This window comes from Marixanthomonas spongiae, from assembly GCF_003095375.1.
In the GTDB taxonomy this organism is placed as follows: domain Bacteria; phylum Bacteroidota; class Bacteroidia; order Flavobacteriales; family Flavobacteriaceae; genus Marixanthomonas; species Marixanthomonas spongiae.
In genome coordinates this window covers 173,831-194,995 of record NZ_QEHR01000007.1, presented here as the reverse complement: position 1 = coordinate 194,995, position 21,165 = coordinate 173,831, and the positions used below count along the sequence as shown (strand labels likewise).

The window sequence follows — 21,165 nt, the reverse complement described above, 5'->3', positions numbered from 1 at the left end:
TTTTTTGAAGTGTATTGTTATTTTATAGGACATTGTTAACTGTCTAAAAGTGGAGAAAGGCTATGGAAAAAACCGAAATACGAAATAGGGAAGACGTAAACAAATTGGTTACTACGTTTTATGCGTCCGTTCGCAAAGATGATTTGTTGGGGCCAATTTTCAATACCATCATTACCGATTGGGACGAACATCTGGAAAAATTGACCGATTTTTGGGAAAGCAACCTCTTTTTTAAAAAGAAATACAAAGGGAATCCATTAGCCAAACACGTAGAGGTGGACCAACACCAAAACGGAACCATTAACGAAAAGCACTTTGGCACATGGATCAACTTGTGGCTTCAAACCATTGACAACCTGTTTGTTGGTGAAGTGGCGCAGCTCGCAAAAAACAGGGCGCGAAATATGGGAACTTTTATGCACTTGAAAATTTTTGAAGCCCGAATGACAAAGCCGTCATAAACCTAAATTCCTTAACAAATTTCAGTAGAAAATACGGGTGTAATTGCTTATTTTTGCGCCAAAATCCGCTATAATGATCAAACGAATAGCTTCAGTACTTTTTTCTACCCGACTTACCGCCGTTTTATTTATTGTTTTTGCCATTGCGATGGGCATTGGTACATTTTTGGATGCTTCTTCTGAAACATCGCCAACCCCTTACAGCCGTGAACTCATCTACAATGCGTGGTGGTTCGAGGCCATTATGGGGCTGTTCATGATCAACTTTATAGGGAACATCCGTCGCTATAGGTTGAACACCAAGAAAAATTGGGCCACATTAACGCTGCACCTATCTTTTATCTTGATTATTCTCGGGGCTTTTGTTACCCGATACATTGGTTATGAAGGTGTTATGCATATTAGGGAAGGTGAAACAAGCAACAGGATACTTTCTGAACATACCTACCTCACCACCTTCATCGATGGCGATTATAAGATTGACGGCGTGCCGCAACGCAGAAAGTTACGTCCTAAAAAACTGCGCCTTTCAGAAAAACTGAACAATCATTTTACCATTGAAACCGATTATAACGACCAACCGGTCACCATTGAATACAAGGATTTTGTTGAAAATGCCAAAGAAGGGCTCATTGAAACCGAAGATGGCGATCAATACCTGAAAATAGTAGAATCCGGAGACGGAAACCGGCATGACCACTGGTTGAAGTTAGGGGAGGTTACGAGCATTCACAATGTATTATTTGCAGTAAATAACCCTACCGAAGGCGCCATCAATATCACCTATAATGAAGATGGCAGTTACGAAATAAAAACCCCTTTTGAAGGTACGTATATGCGTATGGCCGACCAAAAACAAGGTGCCGTAGCAAAAGACAGCGTGCAGCCGCTTATGTTGCGCTCACTGTATCAATTGGCCGGAATGGCATTTGTAATCCCCGACCCGATGACCACGGGCCGTAATGGCATCGTGCAAGCCACCGGCGGAGAAAAGACCAATCAAGACGCTTTGATCCTCAATGTAAGCTCTAAGGGCGAAACCAAAACCGTTAACCTTTTGGGCGGTAAAGGAACGTCGCCAAACCCAACAACGGTAAACGTAGGTGGGTTGGACGTACACCTAAACTATGGCTCAAAAGCGTATGAGCTGCCCTTCAGTATCACGCTGAACGATTTTATTGCCGAAAAATATCCCGGTACCGAAAAAGGCTATTCTTCTTTTGAAAGTGAGGTAACCGTCAATAAAGAAGACGGCACCACTATGGATTATGAAATTTATATGAACCACGTTTTAGATCACAAAGGATATCGGTTTTTCCAGTCTGGGTTCGATCCTGATGAAGGTGGGACAATTCTTTCGGTGAACCACGATTTCTGGGGCACGTGGATTACCTATATAGGATACTTTTTACTGTACATTGGGCTTATGGCAATCTTATTCGACAAAAACACACGTTTTGGACATTTAGAGCGTGCACTTACCAAAATTAAAAAGAAAAAAGCCAAAATGGCCATGATGGTGTTGTTGCTGGTTTCAGGAACCGGTTTCGCACAGCAATCTCCTCAAGAACCCGTGCACTTGCATAAGGAAACATCGGTTGAGCAATTGGATTCCATTATCAAGGCCAATGTGGTAAGCAAGGACCACGCAGCAAAATTTGCCCGTTTGGTCATACAGGACAACGGGAGGATGAAACCCGTGCATACCTTTGCCAGCCAACTGTTGCGCAAGATAAGCAAAGAAGACGCTTATCACGGTCTTGATGCCAACCAAGTGTTCCTGTCCATGACCGAGTTTCCACGTTTGTGGCTGCAAACACCGTTGTTGAAATTGGACTGGCGAAACGACAGCATTAAAAAGGTCATTGGGGTTCCCAAAGAAACCAGTGAAGTATCCTTGCTGGACCTTTTTGATAAACAAGGAAACAGTAAAATTGCACCTTATATAGAAGAGGCAACCAGCAAGACCAACCCCAACCAGTTTGAAAAGGATTTCATTAAAATTTATGAAAAAACCTATTTGCTGAACCGGGCGTTGAGCGGCACCATTTTAAAAATCTTTCCGCTTCCCGACGATGATAACAACAAATGGGTCTCGTACCCGGAACTTCAGGAAGCGAATTTTAAGGGTGCCGATTCTGTAATCACAAAGAACATTTTACCTGTTTACTTTAAAACTTTGAAGCAGGCCCGGAAAACAGGTAACTATTCGCAAGCCGAGCAAGTATTGGACGGCATCAATAAGTTTCAGCATAAATATGGAAGCGAAGTTATGCCCACCGATACCAAGATTACGACCGAAATAATCTATAACGAGGTCGATGTATTCAACAGGTTATACAAATACTTTTCGTTGGTCGGTATTTTGATGTTCATTTTTATTATCATACAGATTTTTAGGGAAGGGAAGGTGATCAATTCCATCATTAAAATCTGTAAATACATAATTTGGGCATTTTTCATCTTTATGACCGTCGGGCTAATTGCCCGTTGGTACATTAGCGGCCATGCGCCTTGGAGCGATGCGTACGAGTCCATTATTTATATTGCTTGGGCAACCGTGTTCTTTGGTCTGGCCTTTGGAAGGAAAAGCGACCTTACCGTTGCCTCAACAGCTTTTGTAGCGGCCATTATTTTGTGGGTGGCGCACCAAAACTGGATAGATCCTGCCATTTCAACCTTGGTGCCTGTTTTGGACAGTTATTGGCTTATGATACACGTAGCTGTAATCGTAATGAGCTATGGACCGTTTACCCTTGGAATGATTTTAGGCGCCACGGCTTTATTGTTAATGATCATGACCACAAAAAAGAACAAGAAAAAAATGGACATTAACATCAAAGAGATCACGGTAATAACCGAAATGGCACTTACGGTTGGCTTGGTGTTACTTACCATAGGAAATTTCCTTGGAGGCCAATGGGCCAATGAAAGCTGGGGACGCTATTGGGGCTGGGACCCTAAGGAAACTTGGGCGTTGATAAGTATTATGGTCTATGCCTTTGTAATTCATGCCCGTTTAGTGCCTGGATTGCGCGGCCGTTGGATTTTTAACGTCTTTGCGGTCTTCTCTTATGCCACGATTATGATGACGTATTTTGGGGTTAACTTTTACTTAACCGGACTGCATTCGTATGCTAGCGGTGATGTTCCGGTAACACCTAATTTCATTTACTTTATAATTGCCTTTTTCGTAGTGTTGAGCGCGATTTCTTATTTCAGTTATAAGAAACATTACAAGACAAAAAAAGGATAGGCTTTTATTACCTATCCTTTTCAAACATAGTTGGGGTTTGGGGAATTAATTCTGAAAGTACCGTGCCCGATAAAATAGCATTAGATTATTCAGGATTGTTTAGTTTATCATCCGAGGGAAAAGTACATTCCTTAAAATCTCAATCTTAAGTCTCAAATCGAACATCTCACATCTTTAATTATAGATATAATCCGGTTGATTTTCTACCATTCTATGATCTGCCTTAACCTGTTCCCTGATCTCTAATTTTTCATAGAGCTCATCGGTTAGGGTTTCCACATTGGCCTCGGTCATTTTCAGTTTACGTGCAATTTTAGGGTTTTCCACACCTTCTGAAATGTATTGGAGCAGTTTTATTTCCAAGCCATCAAGATCGTATTGCATGATCAAGTTTTCAAGATAGGTGTCTTTCACAAAGTCGGTAATGTTCTCCCTGTTCATGATTTTCTGTTTTTTTATGAATATTCGCATTTCGGTTTGTCTTAATTCCATTTCTTCTTTTATAATTTTCATTCGATAGACTATACCGTAAGTCAATAGCAATACTTGAACCGCACAGGCAATTTTAATGTGAAATGGTTCCGTATATATAAAATCAACACCAAAACTTTGAAACACAAAAAAGTCTATTGAAAACAACAACGGAACACAACACCCAATGACATATATTTTGGCGTAGTTATTCTTATTGAAAAGAACAATCCCAACAATAAAATATCCTATCAGTATTATGTTCAAAAGCGTATTGGAGATGGAAGCAAAGAGTTCGTTTTTAAATAGCCAAGCCATGGCGAGCAAGGCCAATGAGGCGCTCAAATGTACATACGTTAACCCTTTAAGGCTTGGAAATAAACTTTTGGTGTTTAAAAATTTATAGGAAAATAGAGCGACTATGGATACCAGCCCAAAAAGCAAGGAGGATTCTATTAACCAAGAAGCTACTTCTGCTTGTATGCCAATTAAACCCAATAAACCATCGTGGTAAAACAGTACGGTTGCCAGCATTACCAGTGTTATGGAAAAATACAAAAACAGCCGTTCGTCGAAAATAAAATAACAGATCCCGTTTACCAACAGCAGCATAGCGATAAACCCATAGAAAAGACCTTGATAAAACAATGTTTTGGGATTGTCGGAATACTGAAACGTATTGGTCAATATTTTTTCGGAAATAGCGGCCAAGCCCGTATCAAAATAGCCATTCTCTTTGTGGGAAATTTCTGAGAACATAGCAGTGTCCGTTTCAAAAGCCAATAGAATTTCGTTAGAAATTGCATTGGTTGTAGGGGGGTAGGTTGTGGCTATTTCCTGGGTATTTTTATCATATTCAAAAACGTGTCCCGGATAAGGGTCGTTTTGTAAAACACCATTATTTATAGGCGGAACATCGCTTATGGTAGCTTTTTTAAAACTGCTTCCGTTGCTTTGTGAAACGAAAAACAATGATAAAAAAAGACACAATATAAGGGGGGTAAATTGCTGTCTCATTTAAGTAGGTTTACAAGTTTTGGGTAGGGAAATATACATAAAATTTACATTTAAACTATTTTTTTTGCATTTAATCGAGATTTTATTCATAAAAAAAGCTGCCCTTTTTGGACAGCCTCTTTTAAATGATAATATTTTTTCAGATTTATTTTTTACCTACCATGTCCTCGGGGCGTACCCATTTATCAAATTCTTCAGCGGTGGTATATCCTAAATTTACCGCTTCTTCCTTTAAGGTAGTACCGTTTTCATGAGCGGTATTGGCAATTTCCGCGGCTTTGTAGTAGCCAATTTTTGTGTTCAATGCGGTTACTAACATCAAGGAGTTTTTCAATTGTTTTTCAATTACCTCGTTGTTGGCTTCAATACCTTGGGCGCAATGTTCGTCAAAAGAAACACAGGCATCGCCCAATAATTCTGCCGACTCTAACAGGTTTGCAGCCATGACCGGTTTAAACACGTTCAGCTCATATTGGCCCTGCATTCCGCCTACGGTGACGGCCACATCGTTCCCCATAACCTGCGCGCAAACCATGGTTAACGCTTCGCATTGCGTTGGGTTTACCTTTCCGGGCATAATTGACGAGCCGGGCTCATTGGCCGGAATGGTTATTTCGCCAATACCACTCCGGGGGCCGCTGGCCAGCATCCGGATATCGTTTGCTATTTTGTTCAAGGAAACTGCCAATTGTTTTAGTGCTCCGTGCGATTCCACAAAGGCATCGTGGGCAGCCAAGGCTTCAAACTTGTTTTTTGCGGTTATAAACGGTAGCTCGGTAAAGTCAGCTATTTGTTGTGCTACTTTTTCCGCATAGCCATCAGGAGTGTTCAATCCTGTTCCTACAGCGGTGCCTCCCAAAGCCAACTCTGAAAGGTGTGGCAAGGTATTTTTTAGCGCTTTGAGCCCGTGCGCCAATTGCGAGGCATAACCACTGAATTCCTGTCCCAAGGTAAGGGGCGTAGCATCCATTAAATGCGTACGGCCAATTTTAACCACATCTTTAAACTGTTCCGATTTGCGTTCCAGGGTTTGGTGCAACTGTTCCACGCCGGGAATGGTAACCTCTACCAGTTTTTTATAGGCGGCAATATGCATGCCGGTGGGGAAGGTATCGTTGGAGGACTGCGATTTATTCACATCGTCATTGGGCTGCAACGTTTTGTCGCCTTCGCCAATTTTTTTACCCGCTAGTTGGTGGGCACGGTTGGCGATCACTTCGTTTACGTTCATATTACTTTGCGTTCCGCTTCCGGTTTGCCAAATGACCAACGGAAATTGCTCATCGTGCTTGCCTTCCAATATTTCATCGCAAACGGTGGCGATCAAGTCCCTTTTTTCTTCTGAAAGCACCCCCAACTCACAATTGGTATAGGCGGCGGCTTTTTTTAGGTAGGCAAAGCCATAAATAATTTCCAACGGCATAGACGCCGGTTTGCCTATTTTAAAGTTGTTGCGGGAGCGTTCGGTTTGTGCGCCCCACAATTTATCGGCGGGTACTTTTACCTCGCCCATAGTATCTTTTTCTATTCTATAATCCATAATGGGTTGACGTTTAATTTTTTATGAAACTAAGCAAAGGTAGTTAAAACAGGGACTTTGTTCAAGGGCAGGGCGTTAATTATGTGTGAATAAATTGGCTGCTTTTTTTGTTGTTTTTCAAAAAAACCCAGTATCTTTGAACCGAATAATTAAATCACGCGCAGTCATGTTCGAATTTGACCAATATTTAGGCTTTTTAGCATTTCTAATTATATTAACCATCGGTTTTTGGTTGATGATTTTTTTAATGGCTATCCTTCCGTATTGGATAGGAGGTTCCTTGTATGAAAACTGGAAACTAAAGCGTGAAGCTAAAAAGAAAGAACAAGAAGAGGCTTAACGCTTCAAACATAATATATAAAAAAAGGAAGCTGTTTTTGGCTTCCTTTTTTTATTTCTATCCAGATTATTGATTACCCTTCAAAACCACCTTCTTCATCACCATTGTCGCGGCTTCGGTCTGGCCGTCCACGTTGCTTTTTCTGGTTAAAGCGGTAGGTAAACGACAGGTTTACACTGCGTTCGCGCCATTGAAATTCGCTTTCGCTTATAAACGAATCGGTAACGGTCAAGGAATTACGTTTACGGGAATTCAACAAATCACTAACATTTAAACCGATAGTGCCGTTATCGTCCATAATATCTTTACTGAAAGCCAGACTAACGAATACAATACCATCAGACTCGGTTTGTGCATTGTTTCGAGGGCCTCGGTAAAAACCATTTGTCTGCCAGTCAATTTTCCAAGGCAGGCTTACCTTGGCGCTTCCGCGGGCAAACCAACTATTGTTTTCAGTTCCGTAGTCTATACCGTTAAAACTTCCATCACTTTTAAAGTTGTAATAATTGAAGCTTCCGTTAAGCCGCAACCACTTGGCCGGATTGTACAGTAGGCCGAGCTCAAAACCATACCGCTCGTTGGTCGATAGGTTAATGGGAATGGTGCGAACCACATTAACTCCATTTATAACTTGACCGGTTTGTTCCTGTATACGTTCAAACGAATCGGTTTCGTATTGATAGTAAATGGAAGAAGTAAGCGTTAATTTTTTCCATCGTTTTAAATACCCTAAATCGAAGGCACTGGCATAGGCAGGATCTAAATCCGGGTTTCCTTGAAACACATTGGTCACACTGGAACGAGAGGGGAAAGGGTTGATAAACCAACCTCTTGGGCGGTTAATCCTTCTATTATATCCCAATGTGATGTTTTCACGCTCGGCCAATTCGTAGATTAAGTTTACGGTAGGGAAGAGGCCTAAATAGTTTTTATCAAAATCAGTATCAATGTCAACACCAAGTGTTTCAGAAAACGCGTCTTCGTCAAGATTGGATTGAATTTCACCTTTTAATTGCGTGTTTTCCAAACGCAAGCCCAACAAGAAAGAGAACTTCCCAAATTTATTTCCGTATTGGGTGTAAACGGCGTTTACGTTTTCGGTGTAATCAAAAATATTGGATAAGGTGTCATTGCGTACAAAAGCACCGTTTTCCTGTTCTTGTTTTAGGATGTAATCGGTTACTTCGTTTTCAAAAGTGCCTCGGTATCCGGCTTCAAACTGGGCATTTTCGCCAATGGGCAGCACGTAATCTGCTTGTGCCAAATATTCTTTCTGGGTTTCATTGTTAACGATATCTTCCGAAGGGAAACTTAACGGGGAAGGAAGGATGCGGTTCTCGGTAATGAAAGAGCGTTCTTCCTCTTTATCGTTTTCATATTGAAAATCGGCCGTGAGCTTGTGACCTTCGTCATTGAACTTGTTTTCGTAGTTCAAAGAGAGTTGGTAGGTACGGTCTTCTTCAATTTCCCGTTCTTTTCTAACGGTTGTTTCATCTAAGCTGCCATTACTGAATTTTCTTGCATTGTTAGTGGTAAGGTCTTCGTCATCGCCCAAACGAAGAAACCCACTGGCGGTAATGGATGATCTTTCGGTTAAAAAGTATTCCATTCCCAGATTGGTGTTGAAACCTTTATCTTGCCGTTCATATAATCTATCTTCTATTACACGGTCAAATCTGGGATCGGTTGTAACTTCTTCGCCTGTTTCGGGGTCTGTAAACGTGGTAGGGAAGTACTGGTTGTTAAAATAAGCATTCCCTGGTGCATCTCGGTACCGCACCCCCGTAGTGTTAAAGATGTTGAATTTATCGGTTCGTAAATTGATGTTGCCAGAAACATTGCTACTGGTAGGATGACCAATATTTGTGGAAATTGAGCCGTTGAGGCCAAGCGTTTTTTCTTTTTTAAGGATAATATTTAATATCCCGGCGGTTCCCTGTGCATCGTAACGGGCAGAGGGTGAAGTGATCACTTCAACTTTTTCGATGGCTTCGGCGGGAAGCTGTCGCAGAGCATCGGTAGAGCCAAAACCTGCAATGGCTGAAGGTTTTCCGTTTATGAGGATACGTACGTTATCATTTCCGCGAAGGCTAATGGCACCTTCCACATCCACATTCACCGAAGGCACGTTGTTAAGGGCGTCGCTTACGGTGGCGCCGCTGGTAGTAAGGTCTTTACCAATATTGTATATTTTTTTGTCGAGTCTAACTTGTACTTCGGTAGTTTCGGCACGGATGACTACTTCGTCCAGGCCTTCGGTATTAATGGCCAAAGAAACAGTAGGCAACGTGGTGTCCTGTGTAAGTTGTTTATTGGGGATTTCTTTGGTCTCGTAGGAAATAAACTCATATTTAACGGTATAGACCCCAGGCGGTACCTTTATGGCATACTTCCCTTTGGTGTTGGTTATGCCTCCGTTGACGATTTCTCCTTGCGCATTGGTAAAGGATACCGTTGCATATTCCAAAGGGATATTGGAATCTGCTTCGATGATTTTTCCGGAAATGGTTATTTTTTCTTGGGTTTTGCTTTGTGAAAATAAAAATGTGGTGCACAGAAGTGCCAATAGTAAAAGGTATGGTTTCATAGTCGGTTTTACGGTTTTTGACTGCGAAAATAGGGGTGGGTTTAGTCTGTTTTACTTAAAATTCTGTTAAATAAAAAAGAGGGTCTGATCGCTGTTCTCAACTTACTGTTTCACAGTGATCAAAAGAATTGAAACCCAGCTAAAAAAAGTAACATGGTTTTATATTACCTGCTTTGTGATTAGAATTTCAGTTTGTGGTTAATGTAAACTGAATGGTTGCAGAAAAAATTTTTACAATATGCTCAATATATTTTCGGGAGGCCTGCCGATAGTGGCTTTGTTGTCTTTTATAACTATAGGCCGTTCAATTAGTTTGGGGTGTGCGATCATGGCGTCGATGATTTCTTCTTGAGAAAGTTCTTTTCCTTTAAAGTTTTCTTTCCATATTTTTTCGTTTTTCCGAACCAATGCGGAAGGTTTTACGCCCAAAAGATCGATGATGTTTTTTAATTCGGCTTTATTAGGTGGGGTTTCTAAGTACTTGACGATGTTGATCTCTTCATTTTCCTCTTCCAGTAACTGAAGGGTTTGGCGGGATTTACTGCATCTGGGATTGTGATAAATGGTTGTCATAGCGTTTTTTTTATAGGTTTAGTTTTTCTATTTCCAAGGTAAAATCGTGCTGCAAGTCTTCATGCAGCTCGCTTATTCGTTTTTTAGCCAACGTTAATTGCCGTTCATATAAATTGGTCAATGTTTTGTTCCTCTTTATGGATGGTTTTAGGCTTTTTAACTGTTCACAAAAATACAAAAGCAATTCCACTTCGGTTTCTTTCTCTTTTGAATACCGAATGTACTTTTTGACCATTCGCAGCACTTTCCGAACGGTTTTCTTCATATAATAATAGCTGTTGGTATTTATGGTTGAAAATCCGTCGTCAATTACTTGCTTTACACTTTCAATATATTCTTGTTCGTTATGCGATTGAAACAATAAATAGGTAAGCAATTCTTTGTTCTCTTTTTTGAATTTCGCCAAACGCAGGCAGAGTTCTTCCAATTCATCCGAGGAGCGGAATATCAATTCTTTTTTCAGTTGGGCAACGGTGGCTGGTTTCATATAATGGAAATATACATATTAAAAATTGAAAAGAAGCTTCACATGAAAACTTGGTTTCCCCATTTCTTTATTAAGATCACATCATCTGACATGGAATATGTGCAGCAGCGATAAGGCCACTGCAGATTGCGTTGCCAATTCCTTCGCCGGTAGAAGGATCGATCAAGTTTGCAGCATCATCCAACAAGCCCAAAACCTTTAATGCTTTTCAATGGCTTTGTGTTTTTAAATTTCTCCTTTAAGTTGAAGTGGTTTTCAAATAACCGGTTAAACTTTTTTAGGCTTATGTTTTGCTTGCTTATTTCACTGAAAAGCATGCCTAAAACAATTCAGAATTAAAATAAAAATAATTAAATGTGCTTGTCTCTCAGAAGGTTATAAGCTTTCAAAAAATTCAGAAGTAAGACAGCTTTGGTGGCAATCATTTATTTAATAAAATTTTAAGTAATTTAGTGCATATGAATAAGAATAAACTCTGGCTTTTACTATTAATTTTATTGCCAAATTTATATGTTATTGCACAAGATTTTGACATTGAAAAGCAATACAACTGGTTTGATACTACTATAGGAATTGAAAATACGGGTCTTTACAATGGCGTGGCGTATATTGATGTGGAAAAAGCCAAAGGGGAATTCAAAAAATTTCTGTACAACAATGGTTTTCAGTCTGGAAGCATTGATTATGATGGTCAAACATATTATAACATTCCGTTGAAATATGATGTTTTTAATGATGAAGTAATACTGCAGTTAACAGGGGAGAACGGCACTACAATTTTACAGCCCTTTAAAGAATTGATAAAGTCTTTCCATATTACAAACAGAAGCTTTAAGAAAATAGTAAACAAGAGCACAGAAAATAAAGATGACGATCTGTCTGGTTTTTATGAAGAGTTATTAAAAACCTCTCAACTTGTTGTTTTTAAGAAACATAGAAAAAAAAGGCTAAAACGAATAAAAGAAGAAACCATTATGTATCTATTTAAGCCTAAGAAGCCTTATTACTTTCTTTTATATCAAAACATGTATTATTCGGTAAAAAACAAGCGGGATTTTATTCAATTGTTTCCAGATTATAAAAAAGAAATAAATTCGTTAGGTATAGATGGTTTGGTAAAAAGAGATAATCCAGATGCTGGTATTCTTGCATATGCCAAACAAATAAATACATTGCTATCAAAACAATAATAAACAAGTTCCGTATTGCGTTCAGTATCTTTTTAATGCTAATTTTCTTTGTACAAGTTAGTGTAGCACAGGATACCAATACCATGACAGTCTCTTTTAACGATACCCCGTTGGAAGAAGCGTTTATAACTATTGAAAAAAAAACAGACTATCGCTTCTTTTATTTAAAAGATTGGATTGACGGCAAAACGGTAAGCGGAAATTTTGATAAGGTAACGATGGACACGCTATTGAAAGGCCTCTTGGACAAAACGGTTTTAAACTATTATATCACCAACGACAAGCGGATTATTCTTACTAGAAACAGTTTGGTTTATGATAAACTTCCCGAAGGGTTTTTTCCGAAAGAGAAAAAAGATTCCATTATAGATCAGCAAGGTGATAATGAAGCATATTCCCCAATTTTTTACAATCAAGAAAAATCAAATAAAAAATCACTTGTTGAAACGGTACGCATTGGAAAAGAAAACCAAAGCATTTCCCGCAACAGATATACCTTAAGCGGATATGTTACCAACTCATTAACAGGGAAACCTATTCCAGACCTCGCGATTTTAGTACAAGACAGTAGTACAGGAACGACAACAAATGACGATGGTTTTTATTCCATTTCATTACGTCCGGGTGTCAGTATGTTGGAAACCAAATTAATTGGTATTGAAGATATACAAAAAAGGGTGATTATCTATAATGACGGTCGTCTCGATATGGCCTTGAATGAAGATTACGAAATGCTTGGGGAGGTTTTTTTAGAAAACGAAGCAGATAACAATGTTAAAAAAGCAGAAACCGGCGCAGAAACCATCGATGTAAAAGTTATTAAGAACATCCCGTTGGTATTGGGCGAACGTGATATTTTAAAGGTGGCAACCACGCTTCCGGGTATTTCCAACGCTGGGGAAGGAGCCGCTGGATATAATGTTAGAGGTGGAAAAGCAGATCAAAATCTGATTCTTTTAGATGAAGGTGTTATTTACAATCCTTCTCATTTCTTCGGAATTTTTTCTTCCATCAACCCGTTTACTTCGGGGAATGTGGATATTTATAAAGGAAGCATCCCTGCCGAATATGGCGGAAGGCTTTCTTCGGTTTTTGATATTTCTACCCGCGATGCTACCACAGAAAAATTTTCAGGCGAAGGTTCTATTGGTCCAGTAACGGCTAACTTGACGTTAGAAACCCCAATTGTTAAGGATAAAGCCGGGATTATGGCTGGGGTCCGGGCAACGTATTCAGATTGGATTTTGAAATCGCTCGATGAAGAGTCTTTGAAAAATAGCGAAGCTTCTTTTTATGATGCCATTGTAAAATACAACCATCAATTAAACGAAAATAACGAGATAAAAGGCACAGGATATTACAGTAAAGATCGATATGGTATTACTTCAGATTCGTTATTTGGGTATAGTAACCGTTTGGTTTCCTTGCAATGGAACCACAGATTTAATGAGCAGAATAAAGGAAGTCTATTATTGCTGAATAGTGAATACAAATACAATATTGAATACGACGGCTCAACAGATACCGATTTTGATTTAGGGTACAGCATCAACGAAACCCAATTAAAGTTAAAATTAAATTCAAAACTGAACAACAAACACACCTTGGATTATGGTATTTCCACAAAATTGTACAATGTACAACCTGGCGAGATACAACCTTCAGAAAGCAATTCTATTGTAGATCCGTTAAAAATCCCAAAAGAAAGAGGGCTGGAAAGCGCCGTGTTTTTGTCAGATAATTTTACTGTAAACGAGAAACTGGAATTGAATGCCGGTATTAGGTACTCCACTTTTTCTGCTTTGGGGGAGGCTACGCAACGAAGTTATATGGACGGGGTTCCGTTAAACGATGCCACGGTGACCGATACGCTTAGTTACAAAAAGAATGAAGCCATTGAAACCTATGGCGGTCCAGAGGCCCGTGTTTCTGCACGCTATTCTTTTAATCCGGAGTTTTCGGTAAAAGCGAGTTTTAACAATACCATTCAATATGTCCACACTTTGTCAAACAATACAACAGTATCACCAACCGATATGTGGAAGCTTTCTGACCTGAACATAGAACCCCAACGGGCCAATCAATACGGTTTGGGTTTCTATCATAATTTTGATGGCAATCAATACGAAGTAAGCTTGGAAGGATATTACAAAACTTCTAAAAATATTCTGGATTTTAAAACGGGAGCTCAGCTTTTACTGAACGAAAATGTGGAAACAGAGCTACTGCAAGGCAAAGGAAAAGCGTATGGAATTGAGTTTTTGGTTAGAAAAAAAACGGGGAAGTTAAATGGTTGGTTGAGTTATAGTTATTCCCGCTCTTTTCTTAAATTAGACAGTGATTTTAAGGAAGAACAAATAAATAACGGTGATTTTTTTCCTTCAAATTACGACAAACCTCATGATATAAGTGTCGTTGCCAATTACAAATTAACGGAGCGTTTTAGCCTTTCGGCCAACTTTGTTTACCAAACGGGACGACCTATTACGTACCCTGTTGGAAGTTATGAGATTAACAACTCCGAGTTTGTGTTGTACAGTGATCGAAATGAATACAGAATACCAGATTATTACCGATTGGATTTAAGCATTAATTTTGAAGGAAACCATAAACTGGATAAGCTGGCGCACAGTTTTTGGAATATTTCGGTTTACAACGTATTAGGGCGTAGTAATCCCTATTCCGTATTTTTTGTGACAGATGGGGGAGAGGTAAAAGCGTATCAAAGTTCTATTTTTTCCGTTCCGGTGCCAACAATAACGTATAACTTTAAATTTTGATTTATGATGAACACAGGGATGCGACATAAAAATTTGAAGTTGAAGAAAGTTTCCGTTTTTTCACTGGTTTTAACAGTCTTTCTTTTCTGCGGATGTGTTGAGGAAATTGATTTTGAAACAGAAACTTTTGAAAGTGCTCTTGTAGTGGAGGCTACCATCACCAATGAAACCAAACCACAAAAAATCAAACTAAGCAGGACATTTCGGTTTGAGGAAGATGGACCTTCGGCCGAAACAAATGCAACGGTATTGGTAAAAGACAATATGGGAAATCAATTTTCTTTTGAAGAAACCGATGTGCCAGGTATTTATCAATCAACTACTACCTTTTCAGCTCAACCCGATCGAGACTACGAGCTATCCATAACAACTGCCAATGGTAGAAGTTATGGTTCTGACCCTACCGCTTTAGCAAGCATTTCTCAAATTGATAATTTATATGCTCAACGGGAAACCAACGAAAATGGAGCGCTCGGTGTTGCAATTTTTTTAGATAGCTATAATCCAGATACACAAGGAAGTTATTACCGTTTTGAGTTTGAAGAAACGTATAAAATTGTTTCCCGCTATTTTGCACACAAGGATATAGAAGTGGTTAGTTACAACCCGCCAAAAGTCAAACTTGTGCGTAAAAATCGGGAAGAATATACCTGTTACAATACAATACCTTCCACTAATATATTACTGGCTAATACAAATCCGCTTTCCGAAGACCGATTGAGCCAATTCCAAATACGTTTTTTAAAAAGGGAAAACCCGAAGATTTCCACCCGTTACAGTTTACTGGCAAAACAGTTTGTTATTTCCAGGGATGCTTATGTGTTTTATGAAACGCTAAAAGACTTTTCAGGTTCGGAGAGCCTGTTTTCGCAAGTGCAACCTGGATTTATTAGCGGAAATCTTTTTTCAACTAGCAACGATAATGAAAAAGTGATCGGGTTTTTTGAACTTGCGGCTGTTTCTTCAAAACGCGTGTTTTTCAACTATTCAGATTATTTTTCTCCAGAGGAGGGTCCGTTGGGGCTCTTTGTTGAGGATTGTGAGCTTAATCGACCAGAGGTGCCAGCGTTGGTAAACTTAGTAGGAAGCGGAGCGGTTAAATTCGTTGAAGAACCAATAGGGCCCGGTAACGATGATATTGGTTATGGTCCTTATTTGGTAGCTCCCGTACCTTGTGTTGACTGTACTGTCTTTGGCACCAATGTGGTTCCAGAATTTTGGGAAGAATAATTTAATTTTTATAGATGAATAAAAAGACGCTTTATATTCTATTTTTGTTTTTGGCTTTATGTTCGAGTGTTTTTGCGCAAGCACAAAATACCTATCCTTCCAAAAGCCAACATAATGATACATCGCCAATACCCAATGAACAGGTTTTTACCCACTTGAATACGTCTTTGTTTTTTGTAGGGGAGTATTTGTATTATAAAATCTATGTTCTCAATTCAAAAACCGAAAATTTAAGCAACCTTAGTAAGGTTGCGTATCTTGAACTGATCAATGAAAGTAAAACCTCTGTTTTTAAACATAAAATACCATTGGTTTCAGGAACTGGACAAGGCGATTTTTTTATTCCTACTACCATACCGTCAGGAAATTATAAAATTGTTTCTTATACCATGAATATGCTCTCAAAAAGTGCTGACAATTATTTTCAACAAGACATTACTATTATTAATCCATATAGGGGAAATCAAAGTGCACTTAAAAAAAACAACTCTGGTGCCAAATATAAAACTCAAAATCAGAATGTGAAGATTGAGTCAAATATTACAGACATTAACCAAATTAGCAATGTTGGTTTAAATATCGCAACAGATAAAAGTAAGTATTCAAAAAGAAGTCCTGTAACAATAAAATTTAAAAACAACAATAGCCAAATTTTACACGGTGATTATTCATTATCCATTAGAAAGCTAGATACTGTTTCGCATACTCCGTTAAAACGTTGTACAGCTCTTTCAGATAACGATTTGCAAAATATTAATTCTCAAAATAGACTTATAATACCAGAGTTAAGGGGTGAGCTACTTACTGGAAAAATAACTGCCATTTCAGAAAACCAGAATCTTGAAAAACAAAAAGTAGCACTATCCATTCCGGGTGATAATTTTATTTTTAAAATATCCAATGTGGATACTGAAGGAAATTTCTATTTTAATATCGATAGGCCATATTCAAATAATACGATAGCATTGCAAGTGCTTAATGATTTTGATAATACGTTTGAAATAGATGTAAACAAGCAAGTTCCAATAAGTTTTGAGAAGTTAGATTTCGCCCATTTTTATATTATCCCACAAATGAAAAAGTTGATTGTTGACCGCAGTGTTTACAATCAGATTGAAAACGCATATTACAGTGTAAAACCTGACACCGTAAAAACGATACCACCACATACTTCTATCTACACAAAAAAGAGTAAGATCTATAATTTAGATGAATACACTCGTTTTCCCACTATGAAAGAAACTATGGTAGAAATTGTGAACGATGCCTGGATAGATTGGAAAAATGGCAAGGGTGCGTTTGCAATTAGGGAAAAAGACAATAGCTTGCGCAGCAATGCTTCTGTGCTGTTATTGGTAGATGGTTTTTTTGTACAGGATCATCAAAAATTAATAGACTATAGTGCTAATAAAGTGGAAAGTATAGCCATAATGCAAGACAAGTATTATTATGGTTCGCAAACTTTTCAAGGAGTCATGGTTGTGAAAACAATAGAAGGTGATTTTTATGAAACCCCTTTAAGTGACTATGTAAAACAAGTTGAAGTGTTACCTATTCAACAGAAAAAAAAATATTTTAAACAAGTTTACCCTAACACTAATGCTTCAGAAACACTAAAACGGGTACCTGATTATAGAAGACAATTACTTTGGTTGCCAGATTTTAAAATGACGGAATCCAGTAAAGAAATTACCTGCTATACCTCCGATATTCTTGGCGTTTATGAAATTGTAATAGAAGGGTTTTCCAAAAAAGGAATGCCAATTTTCCTAAAAGAAACATTTATGGTAGAATAATTATGTTAAAAAAATGAAAATATAGTATAAATTTCAAAAGTTATTATTATATTTATCATATCATAATTGGGGTGCTTAAGTTAAACAGCTGAGAAAAAACCCATTGAACTTAGAGAGGTAATGCTCCTTAAAGAATTATGGTAGCAAAGAGAATTAAAATGTGATCTTACATTTTGTTCTCTTTGTTTTTTTATGCCTTTTACAAGTCGAATTGCTTTCTCTCCTTCTTGTCCATCTGCGAACCGATAAATGGTATTTTTGGCGCTAAAAAATAACCGGTCAAGCTCGCAAAAAGTATAGGAATAAAATAGGTGAACCCCGTTAATGTCGCCAAGAGAATCGTGGTGCTCATAGGAGTACGCGTAACACACGCATTAACCGATGCCATACAGCAAATAACCGCCAATGAAACTTCAACCGAAGGAAAAACATGGTGTATGATCAACCCCAAGGTGGCACCTACAAAAAACAACGGGATTATAAAACCACCGCGCCATCCCGAAGTTACCGTAACCGAAATTGCCAAGACTTTAAAAACAAGAATGGCAACTAATAACGCAAGTGAATATTCGCTGAACAGAAGTTCATTAATTTCATAATGCCCAAAATACCGGGTTACGGGCAGGTAATATGCTATAATCCCTAAAACAACACCTCCTATGAGGGTTTTAATATAAATTGGCACTGCCATCGCTCCAAAAGCCGATTTTAAAAACTTGGTGCAAAAAATAAAAAGCCAAGCAATAACTGCCCCGGCAGCGGCAAACAATACCGCAAAACCAAAATCGTAAGTGGATTCTATCTCGTAGGCCGGAAGCTCCCAAGTGGGACCGAGTCCCAAATGGACAATAAGTGCAAAAATGATGTAGCTGAAGGAACTCGCCACAAAGGCCGGAATTATGGCTTTATAATATTCCACGGCGTGCTTATGGTGCAATATTTCCAAAGAGAACAAACTTGCACCCAATGGTGCCCCAAATAAAGCGGTAAAACCCGAGGCCATCCCGGCAATGCTCAACGAGCGTCTATCTTCTCCTTTTAGGCGAAATACTTTTCCTAACCACGTTCCCGTAGATCCCGTTACTTGTACTAAAGGTGCTTCTGGACCCAAACTTCCGCCAGAGGCCACGCAAAGCAGGGAAGAAAGCACCATGGACGGATTGTTTTTGGGGTCCAGTTTGCCTTTATTGAAACGGATGTTGTTCACAATCAAGTGGATTTCGCCCGGATCGCCTATAAGATGAATGATAATGCCCGCCAATAAACCGGAAATAGCCATCGCAGGGATCACTTGCCAACCCTCAAAAAAAGCAATGGTGTCGGTAAGGTAAATTAAAACAATCCAATAAATGCCAGCGATGACACCGCCCAACAACCCTAAAAAGGCCCATAATAAAAAATTACGGCTGAACAGAAATGGATTAAAAGAAATAGGCCTATCCAGTATGTTTACATATTTTACAAGCTTCCTTCTTCTTTTAAGTTTCACGAATCGTATTGTTTTTTAACTAATTGCAGATTATAACTATCGACACTGCCATCTGAATACTGCATATTGTACACACATTAAAGCTCATCGCTTTTCTCTTTCTGCCCGGTCATCATTAAATAGGCTTTTAAAAAGTCGTCCAGATCACCATCCAAAACAGCATCAGTATTTCCAGTTTCCTCTCCGGTGCGCACGTCTTTTATCAATTTATAGGGGTGTAACACATAGTTCCGTATTTGCGACCCCCATTCAATGGCCATTTTGCTGTCTTCAATCTCGGCACGCTGGGCTTGCTGTTTCCGAAGCTCGATTTCGTATAATTGCGATTTCAACATTTGCATGGCTTTTTGCCGGTTTTCCAACTGGGAGCGCGTTTCAGAATTATGAATCACAATCCCCGAAGGTTTGTGGGTTAAAATAGCTTTGGTTTCTACTTTGTTCACATTTTGACCGCCTGCACCGCTACTGCGTGCAAAATCCCACGAAATATCGCCCGGGTTTATCTCAATTTCAATGGAATCATCGGCCAACGGGTACACATATACACTGGCAAAACTGGTGTGGCGCTTGGCGTTGCTGTCAAAAGGGGAGATGCGCACCAACCGGTGGACGCCGTTCTCGCTTTTTAACCACCCAAAAGCATAATCACCGTCAATTTCTAAAGTTACGGTCTTAATGCCGGCTACATCGCCTTCTTGATAATTGAGTTCTTTTATTTTAAAACCGTGTTTTTCGGCCCACATTAAATACATGCGCATGAGCATACTGGCCCAGTCGCAGCTCTCGGTACCACCGGCGCCAGCCGTTATCTGCAATACGGCACTTAAATCGTCGCCTTCCTCGCTCAACATGTTTTTAAACTCTAAATCTTCAATGGCTTTTAGGGCTTTGTTGTAACGGTTTTCAACGTTTTCAGCTTCGCCTTCGCCTTCTTTGAAAAACTCGTAAATAACTTCGGCGTCTTCGGTAAAGTTTACGGCTTCTTCATAGTCTTCCACCCACTTTTTTTTATTCCGAAGTTGGCGCATAAACACTTCGGCTTCTTGCGGATTGTCCCAAAAATTCGGGTCGAAGGTTTTTTCTTCGTCGTTTTGTATCTCTATTCGTTTTCCGGCTACGTCAAAGATACTGCCTTAGGGCATCCAGGCGATCCTTAAGGTCTTGGAGTTGATCGTTCGTAATCATATCGTGGTTCGGTTTGCTTTGTTTACAATTTCATTCAAAAAAACAAAAATAGGATTAAAGTCGGCAAGCGGAAATTAATTCCACCTATTTTTATAACTTTAAGTCTTATTAACCAAGTAAATCAATTTATTATGAAACCATATCTTTTACTGCTTTCACTACTTATAAGTACCATTAGTATAGGCCAGTACAATAATGAATTGGTCCCCTATTCAATTATGACTGAAATGACTAAAAACTTAGATAGGCAAAACATTGAAAACTATCTTTATACCAATCGTACCTGCTTAGGCGAAACACGAATTATTAAATTGAATGAAGAAGAAAAATGTGTTACCAACGGAAATTTCAGTGAATACTATTTGTTTTGGCAAAAAGACAACGAAACATATATTACAAAAACCGATAATTGTGGCCCTTTTATAAAAATGAAACTGGAAAACAACGAGTTATTTGATTTTTTTCTGAAGAATAAACTGGCTCTTAAAAACAATCCGGTTAAAGAGTACAAGGTGGCCAATCCGAAAAATTCCCCAATCGAACGGGCAAAAGTATATCCTTGTTCGCACGAGTTTTCTTTTACAACGCCAATGGGTACCTTTGAACAAAAATTTAATGAGTTTGATTTAACAAACGATTCTAGGCAAAGCAATCTCAATTACGAATACAATCAGCAATTAAAATTAGTAGCTCTCGATAAGATGATTGATGATGTAATCGTTAAAACTAAAAGTGAATTAAGAAGACAGTAAAACAATAAAGA

Annotated in this window: 15 protein-coding genes; 8 read left to right on the top strand and 7 right to left on the bottom strand. The window is 38.9% G+C overall.

All coding sequences use genetic code 11. The annotated features are described in order from the left end of the window. Nucleotides 1-62 precede the first annotated feature (62 nt). Entirely contained in the window at nucleotides 63-461 is a 399-nt protein-coding gene (locus DDV96_RS12050; RefSeq protein ID WP_116695018.1) for a group III truncated hemoglobin, read from the top strand. A 73-nt stretch (nucleotides 462-534) separates the two neighbouring features. Further along, nucleotides 535-3,717, top strand: a complete 3,183-nt coding sequence (gene ccsA / locus DDV96_RS12045) for a cytochrome c biogenesis protein CcsA (RefSeq protein WP_116695017.1) — start codon at nucleotides 535-537, stop codon at nucleotides 3,715-3,717. A 174-nt stretch (nucleotides 3,718-3,891) separates the two neighbouring features. Here ccsA and DDV96_RS12040 read toward each other — a convergent pair whose 3' ends face one another. Together DDV96_RS12040 and fumC are read right to left on the bottom strand one after the other, a co-directional pair. After that, complete coding sequence (locus DDV96_RS12040; protein ID WP_116695016.1) at nucleotides 3,892-5,205, bottom strand: 7TM diverse intracellular signaling domain-containing protein; 1,314 nt, start codon at nucleotides 5,203-5,205, stop codon at nucleotides 3,892-3,894. A gap of 145 nt (nucleotides 5,206-5,350) precedes the next feature. Then, on the bottom strand, nucleotides 5,351-6,745 hold the full coding sequence (fumC, locus tag DDV96_RS12035) for a class II fumarate hydratase (RefSeq protein ID WP_116695015.1): 1,395 nt from the start codon (nucleotides 6,743-6,745) through the stop codon (nucleotides 5,351-5,353). 136 nt (nucleotides 6,746-6,881) lie between these two features. On the opposite strand from fumC, the gene DDV96_RS12030 reads away from it, so the two are divergent. Beyond that, nucleotides 6,882-7,085 carry a hypothetical protein gene (locus tag DDV96_RS12030; RefSeq protein WP_133240846.1) on the top strand — a complete coding sequence of 68 codons (204 nt, stop codon included), beginning with the start codon at nucleotides 6,882-6,884 and terminating at the stop codon, nucleotides 7,083-7,085. Between the two features lie 73 nt (nucleotides 7,086-7,158). Here the strand turns inward: DDV96_RS12030 and DDV96_RS12025 are convergent, their stop codons facing one another. From DDV96_RS12025 to DDV96_RS12015, 3 genes are all read right to left on the bottom strand, one after another. After that, nucleotides 7,159-9,672, bottom strand: a complete 2,514-nt coding sequence (locus DDV96_RS12025) for an outer membrane beta-barrel family protein (RefSeq protein WP_116695013.1) — start codon at nucleotides 9,670-9,672, stop codon at nucleotides 7,159-7,161. Nucleotides 9,673-9,903: 231 nt separating this feature from the next. Then, a complete protein-coding gene (arsC, locus tag DDV96_RS12020) occupies nucleotides 9,904-10,245 on the bottom strand; it encodes an arsenate reductase (glutaredoxin) (protein ID WP_116695012.1) in 342 nt (113 codons plus the stop codon). 10 nt (nucleotides 10,246-10,255) lie between these two features. Next, nucleotides 10,256-10,732, bottom strand: a complete 477-nt coding sequence (locus DDV96_RS12015; RefSeq protein ID WP_116695011.1) for a hypothetical protein — start codon at nucleotides 10,730-10,732, stop codon at nucleotides 10,256-10,258. Between the two features lie 458 nt (nucleotides 10,733-11,190). Here DDV96_RS12015 and DDV96_RS12010 point away from each other — a divergent pair, with 458 nt between their 5' ends. Genes DDV96_RS12010 through DDV96_RS11995 form a run of 4 tightly spaced genes read left to right on the top strand, consistent with a single transcriptional unit; the run spans nucleotide 11,191 to nucleotide 17,728 of the window. Continuing rightward, nucleotides 11,191-11,922 (top strand): hypothetical protein, encoded by a 732-nt coding sequence (locus DDV96_RS12010; protein WP_116695010.1) that lies wholly within the window; start codon nucleotides 11,191-11,193, stop codon nucleotides 11,920-11,922. Between the two features lie 35 nt (nucleotides 11,923-11,957). Continuing rightward, nucleotides 11,958-14,702, top strand: a complete 2,745-nt coding sequence (locus tag DDV96_RS12005) for a carboxypeptidase-like regulatory domain-containing protein (RefSeq protein ID WP_116695009.1) — start codon at nucleotides 11,958-11,960, stop codon at nucleotides 14,700-14,702. Nucleotides 14,703-14,735: 33 nt separating this feature from the next. Continuing rightward, a complete protein-coding gene (locus DDV96_RS12000; RefSeq protein ID WP_165806009.1) occupies nucleotides 14,736-15,932 on the top strand; it encodes a DUF4249 domain-containing protein in 1,197 nt (398 codons plus the stop codon). 14 nt (nucleotides 15,933-15,946) lie between these two features. After that, nucleotides 15,947-17,728: a hypothetical protein gene (locus DDV96_RS11995; RefSeq protein ID WP_116695007.1), complete on the top strand. Its 1,782-nt coding sequence runs from the start codon at nucleotides 15,947-15,949 to the stop codon at nucleotides 17,726-17,728. A 199-nt stretch (nucleotides 17,729-17,927) separates the two neighbouring features. Here the strand turns inward: DDV96_RS11995 and DDV96_RS11990 are convergent, their stop codons facing one another. Together DDV96_RS11990 and prfB are read right to left on the bottom strand one after the other, a co-directional pair. Next, entirely contained in the window at nucleotides 17,928-19,217 is a 1,290-nt protein-coding gene (locus DDV96_RS11990; RefSeq protein ID WP_116695006.1) for a chloride channel protein, read from the bottom strand. 77 nt (nucleotides 19,218-19,294) lie between these two features. Beyond that, nucleotides 19,295-20,402, bottom strand: a protein-coding gene (gene prfB, locus DDV96_RS11985; protein ID WP_116695005.1) for a peptide chain release factor 2 whose coding sequence is annotated in 2 segments (ribosomal slippage) — nucleotides 19,295-20,338 and nucleotides 20,340-20,402 — 1,107 coding nt in all. Because the reading frame shifts where the segments join, the coding sequence is not laid out codon by codon here. A 131-nt stretch (nucleotides 20,403-20,533) separates the two neighbouring features. Between prfB and DDV96_RS11980 the strand changes: the two genes are divergently transcribed. After that, nucleotides 20,534-21,154, top strand: coding sequence for a hypothetical protein (locus tag DDV96_RS11980; protein WP_116695004.1), 621 nt, complete (start codon nucleotides 20,534-20,536; stop codon nucleotides 21,152-21,154). Nucleotides 21,155-21,165 lie beyond the last annotated feature (11 nt).

What these genes read in the sequence shown, in the direction of transcription:
- DDV96_RS12050 (WP_116695018.1), top strand. Translation starts at nt 63, where the DNA reads ATGGAAAAAACCGAAATACGAAATAGGGAAGACGTAAACAAATTGGTT.
- ccsA (WP_116695017.1), top strand. Translation starts at nt 535, where the DNA reads ATGATCAAACGAATAGCTTCAGTACTTTTTTCTACCCGACTTACCGCC.
- DDV96_RS12040 (WP_116695016.1), bottom strand. Translation starts at nt 5,205, where the DNA reads ATGAGACAGCAATTTACCCCCCTTATATTGTGTCTTTTTTTATCATTG.
- fumC (WP_116695015.1), bottom strand. Translation starts at nt 6,745, where the DNA reads ATGGATTATAGAATAGAAAAAGATACTATGGGCGAGGTAAAAGTACCC.
- DDV96_RS12025 (WP_116695013.1), bottom strand. Translation starts at nt 9,672, where the DNA reads ATGAAACCATACCTTTTACTATTGGCACTTCTGTGCACCACATTTTTA.
- arsC (WP_116695012.1), bottom strand. Translation starts at nt 10,245, where the DNA reads ATGACAACCATTTATCACAATCCCAGATGCAGTAAATCCCGCCAAACC.
- DDV96_RS12015 (WP_116695011.1), bottom strand. Translation starts at nt 10,732, where the DNA reads ATGAAACCAGCCACCGTTGCCCAACTGAAAAAAGAATTGATATTCCGC.
- DDV96_RS12010 (WP_116695010.1), top strand. Translation starts at nt 11,191, where the DNA reads ATGAATAAGAATAAACTCTGGCTTTTACTATTAATTTTATTGCCAAAT.
- DDV96_RS12005 (WP_116695009.1), top strand. Translation starts at nt 11,958, where the DNA reads ATGCTAATTTTCTTTGTACAAGTTAGTGTAGCACAGGATACCAATACC.
- DDV96_RS11995 (WP_116695007.1), top strand. Translation starts at nt 15,947, where the DNA reads ATGAATAAAAAGACGCTTTATATTCTATTTTTGTTTTTGGCTTTATGT.
- DDV96_RS11980 (WP_116695004.1), top strand. Translation starts at nt 20,534, where the DNA reads ATGAAACCATATCTTTTACTGCTTTCACTACTTATAAGTACCATTAGT.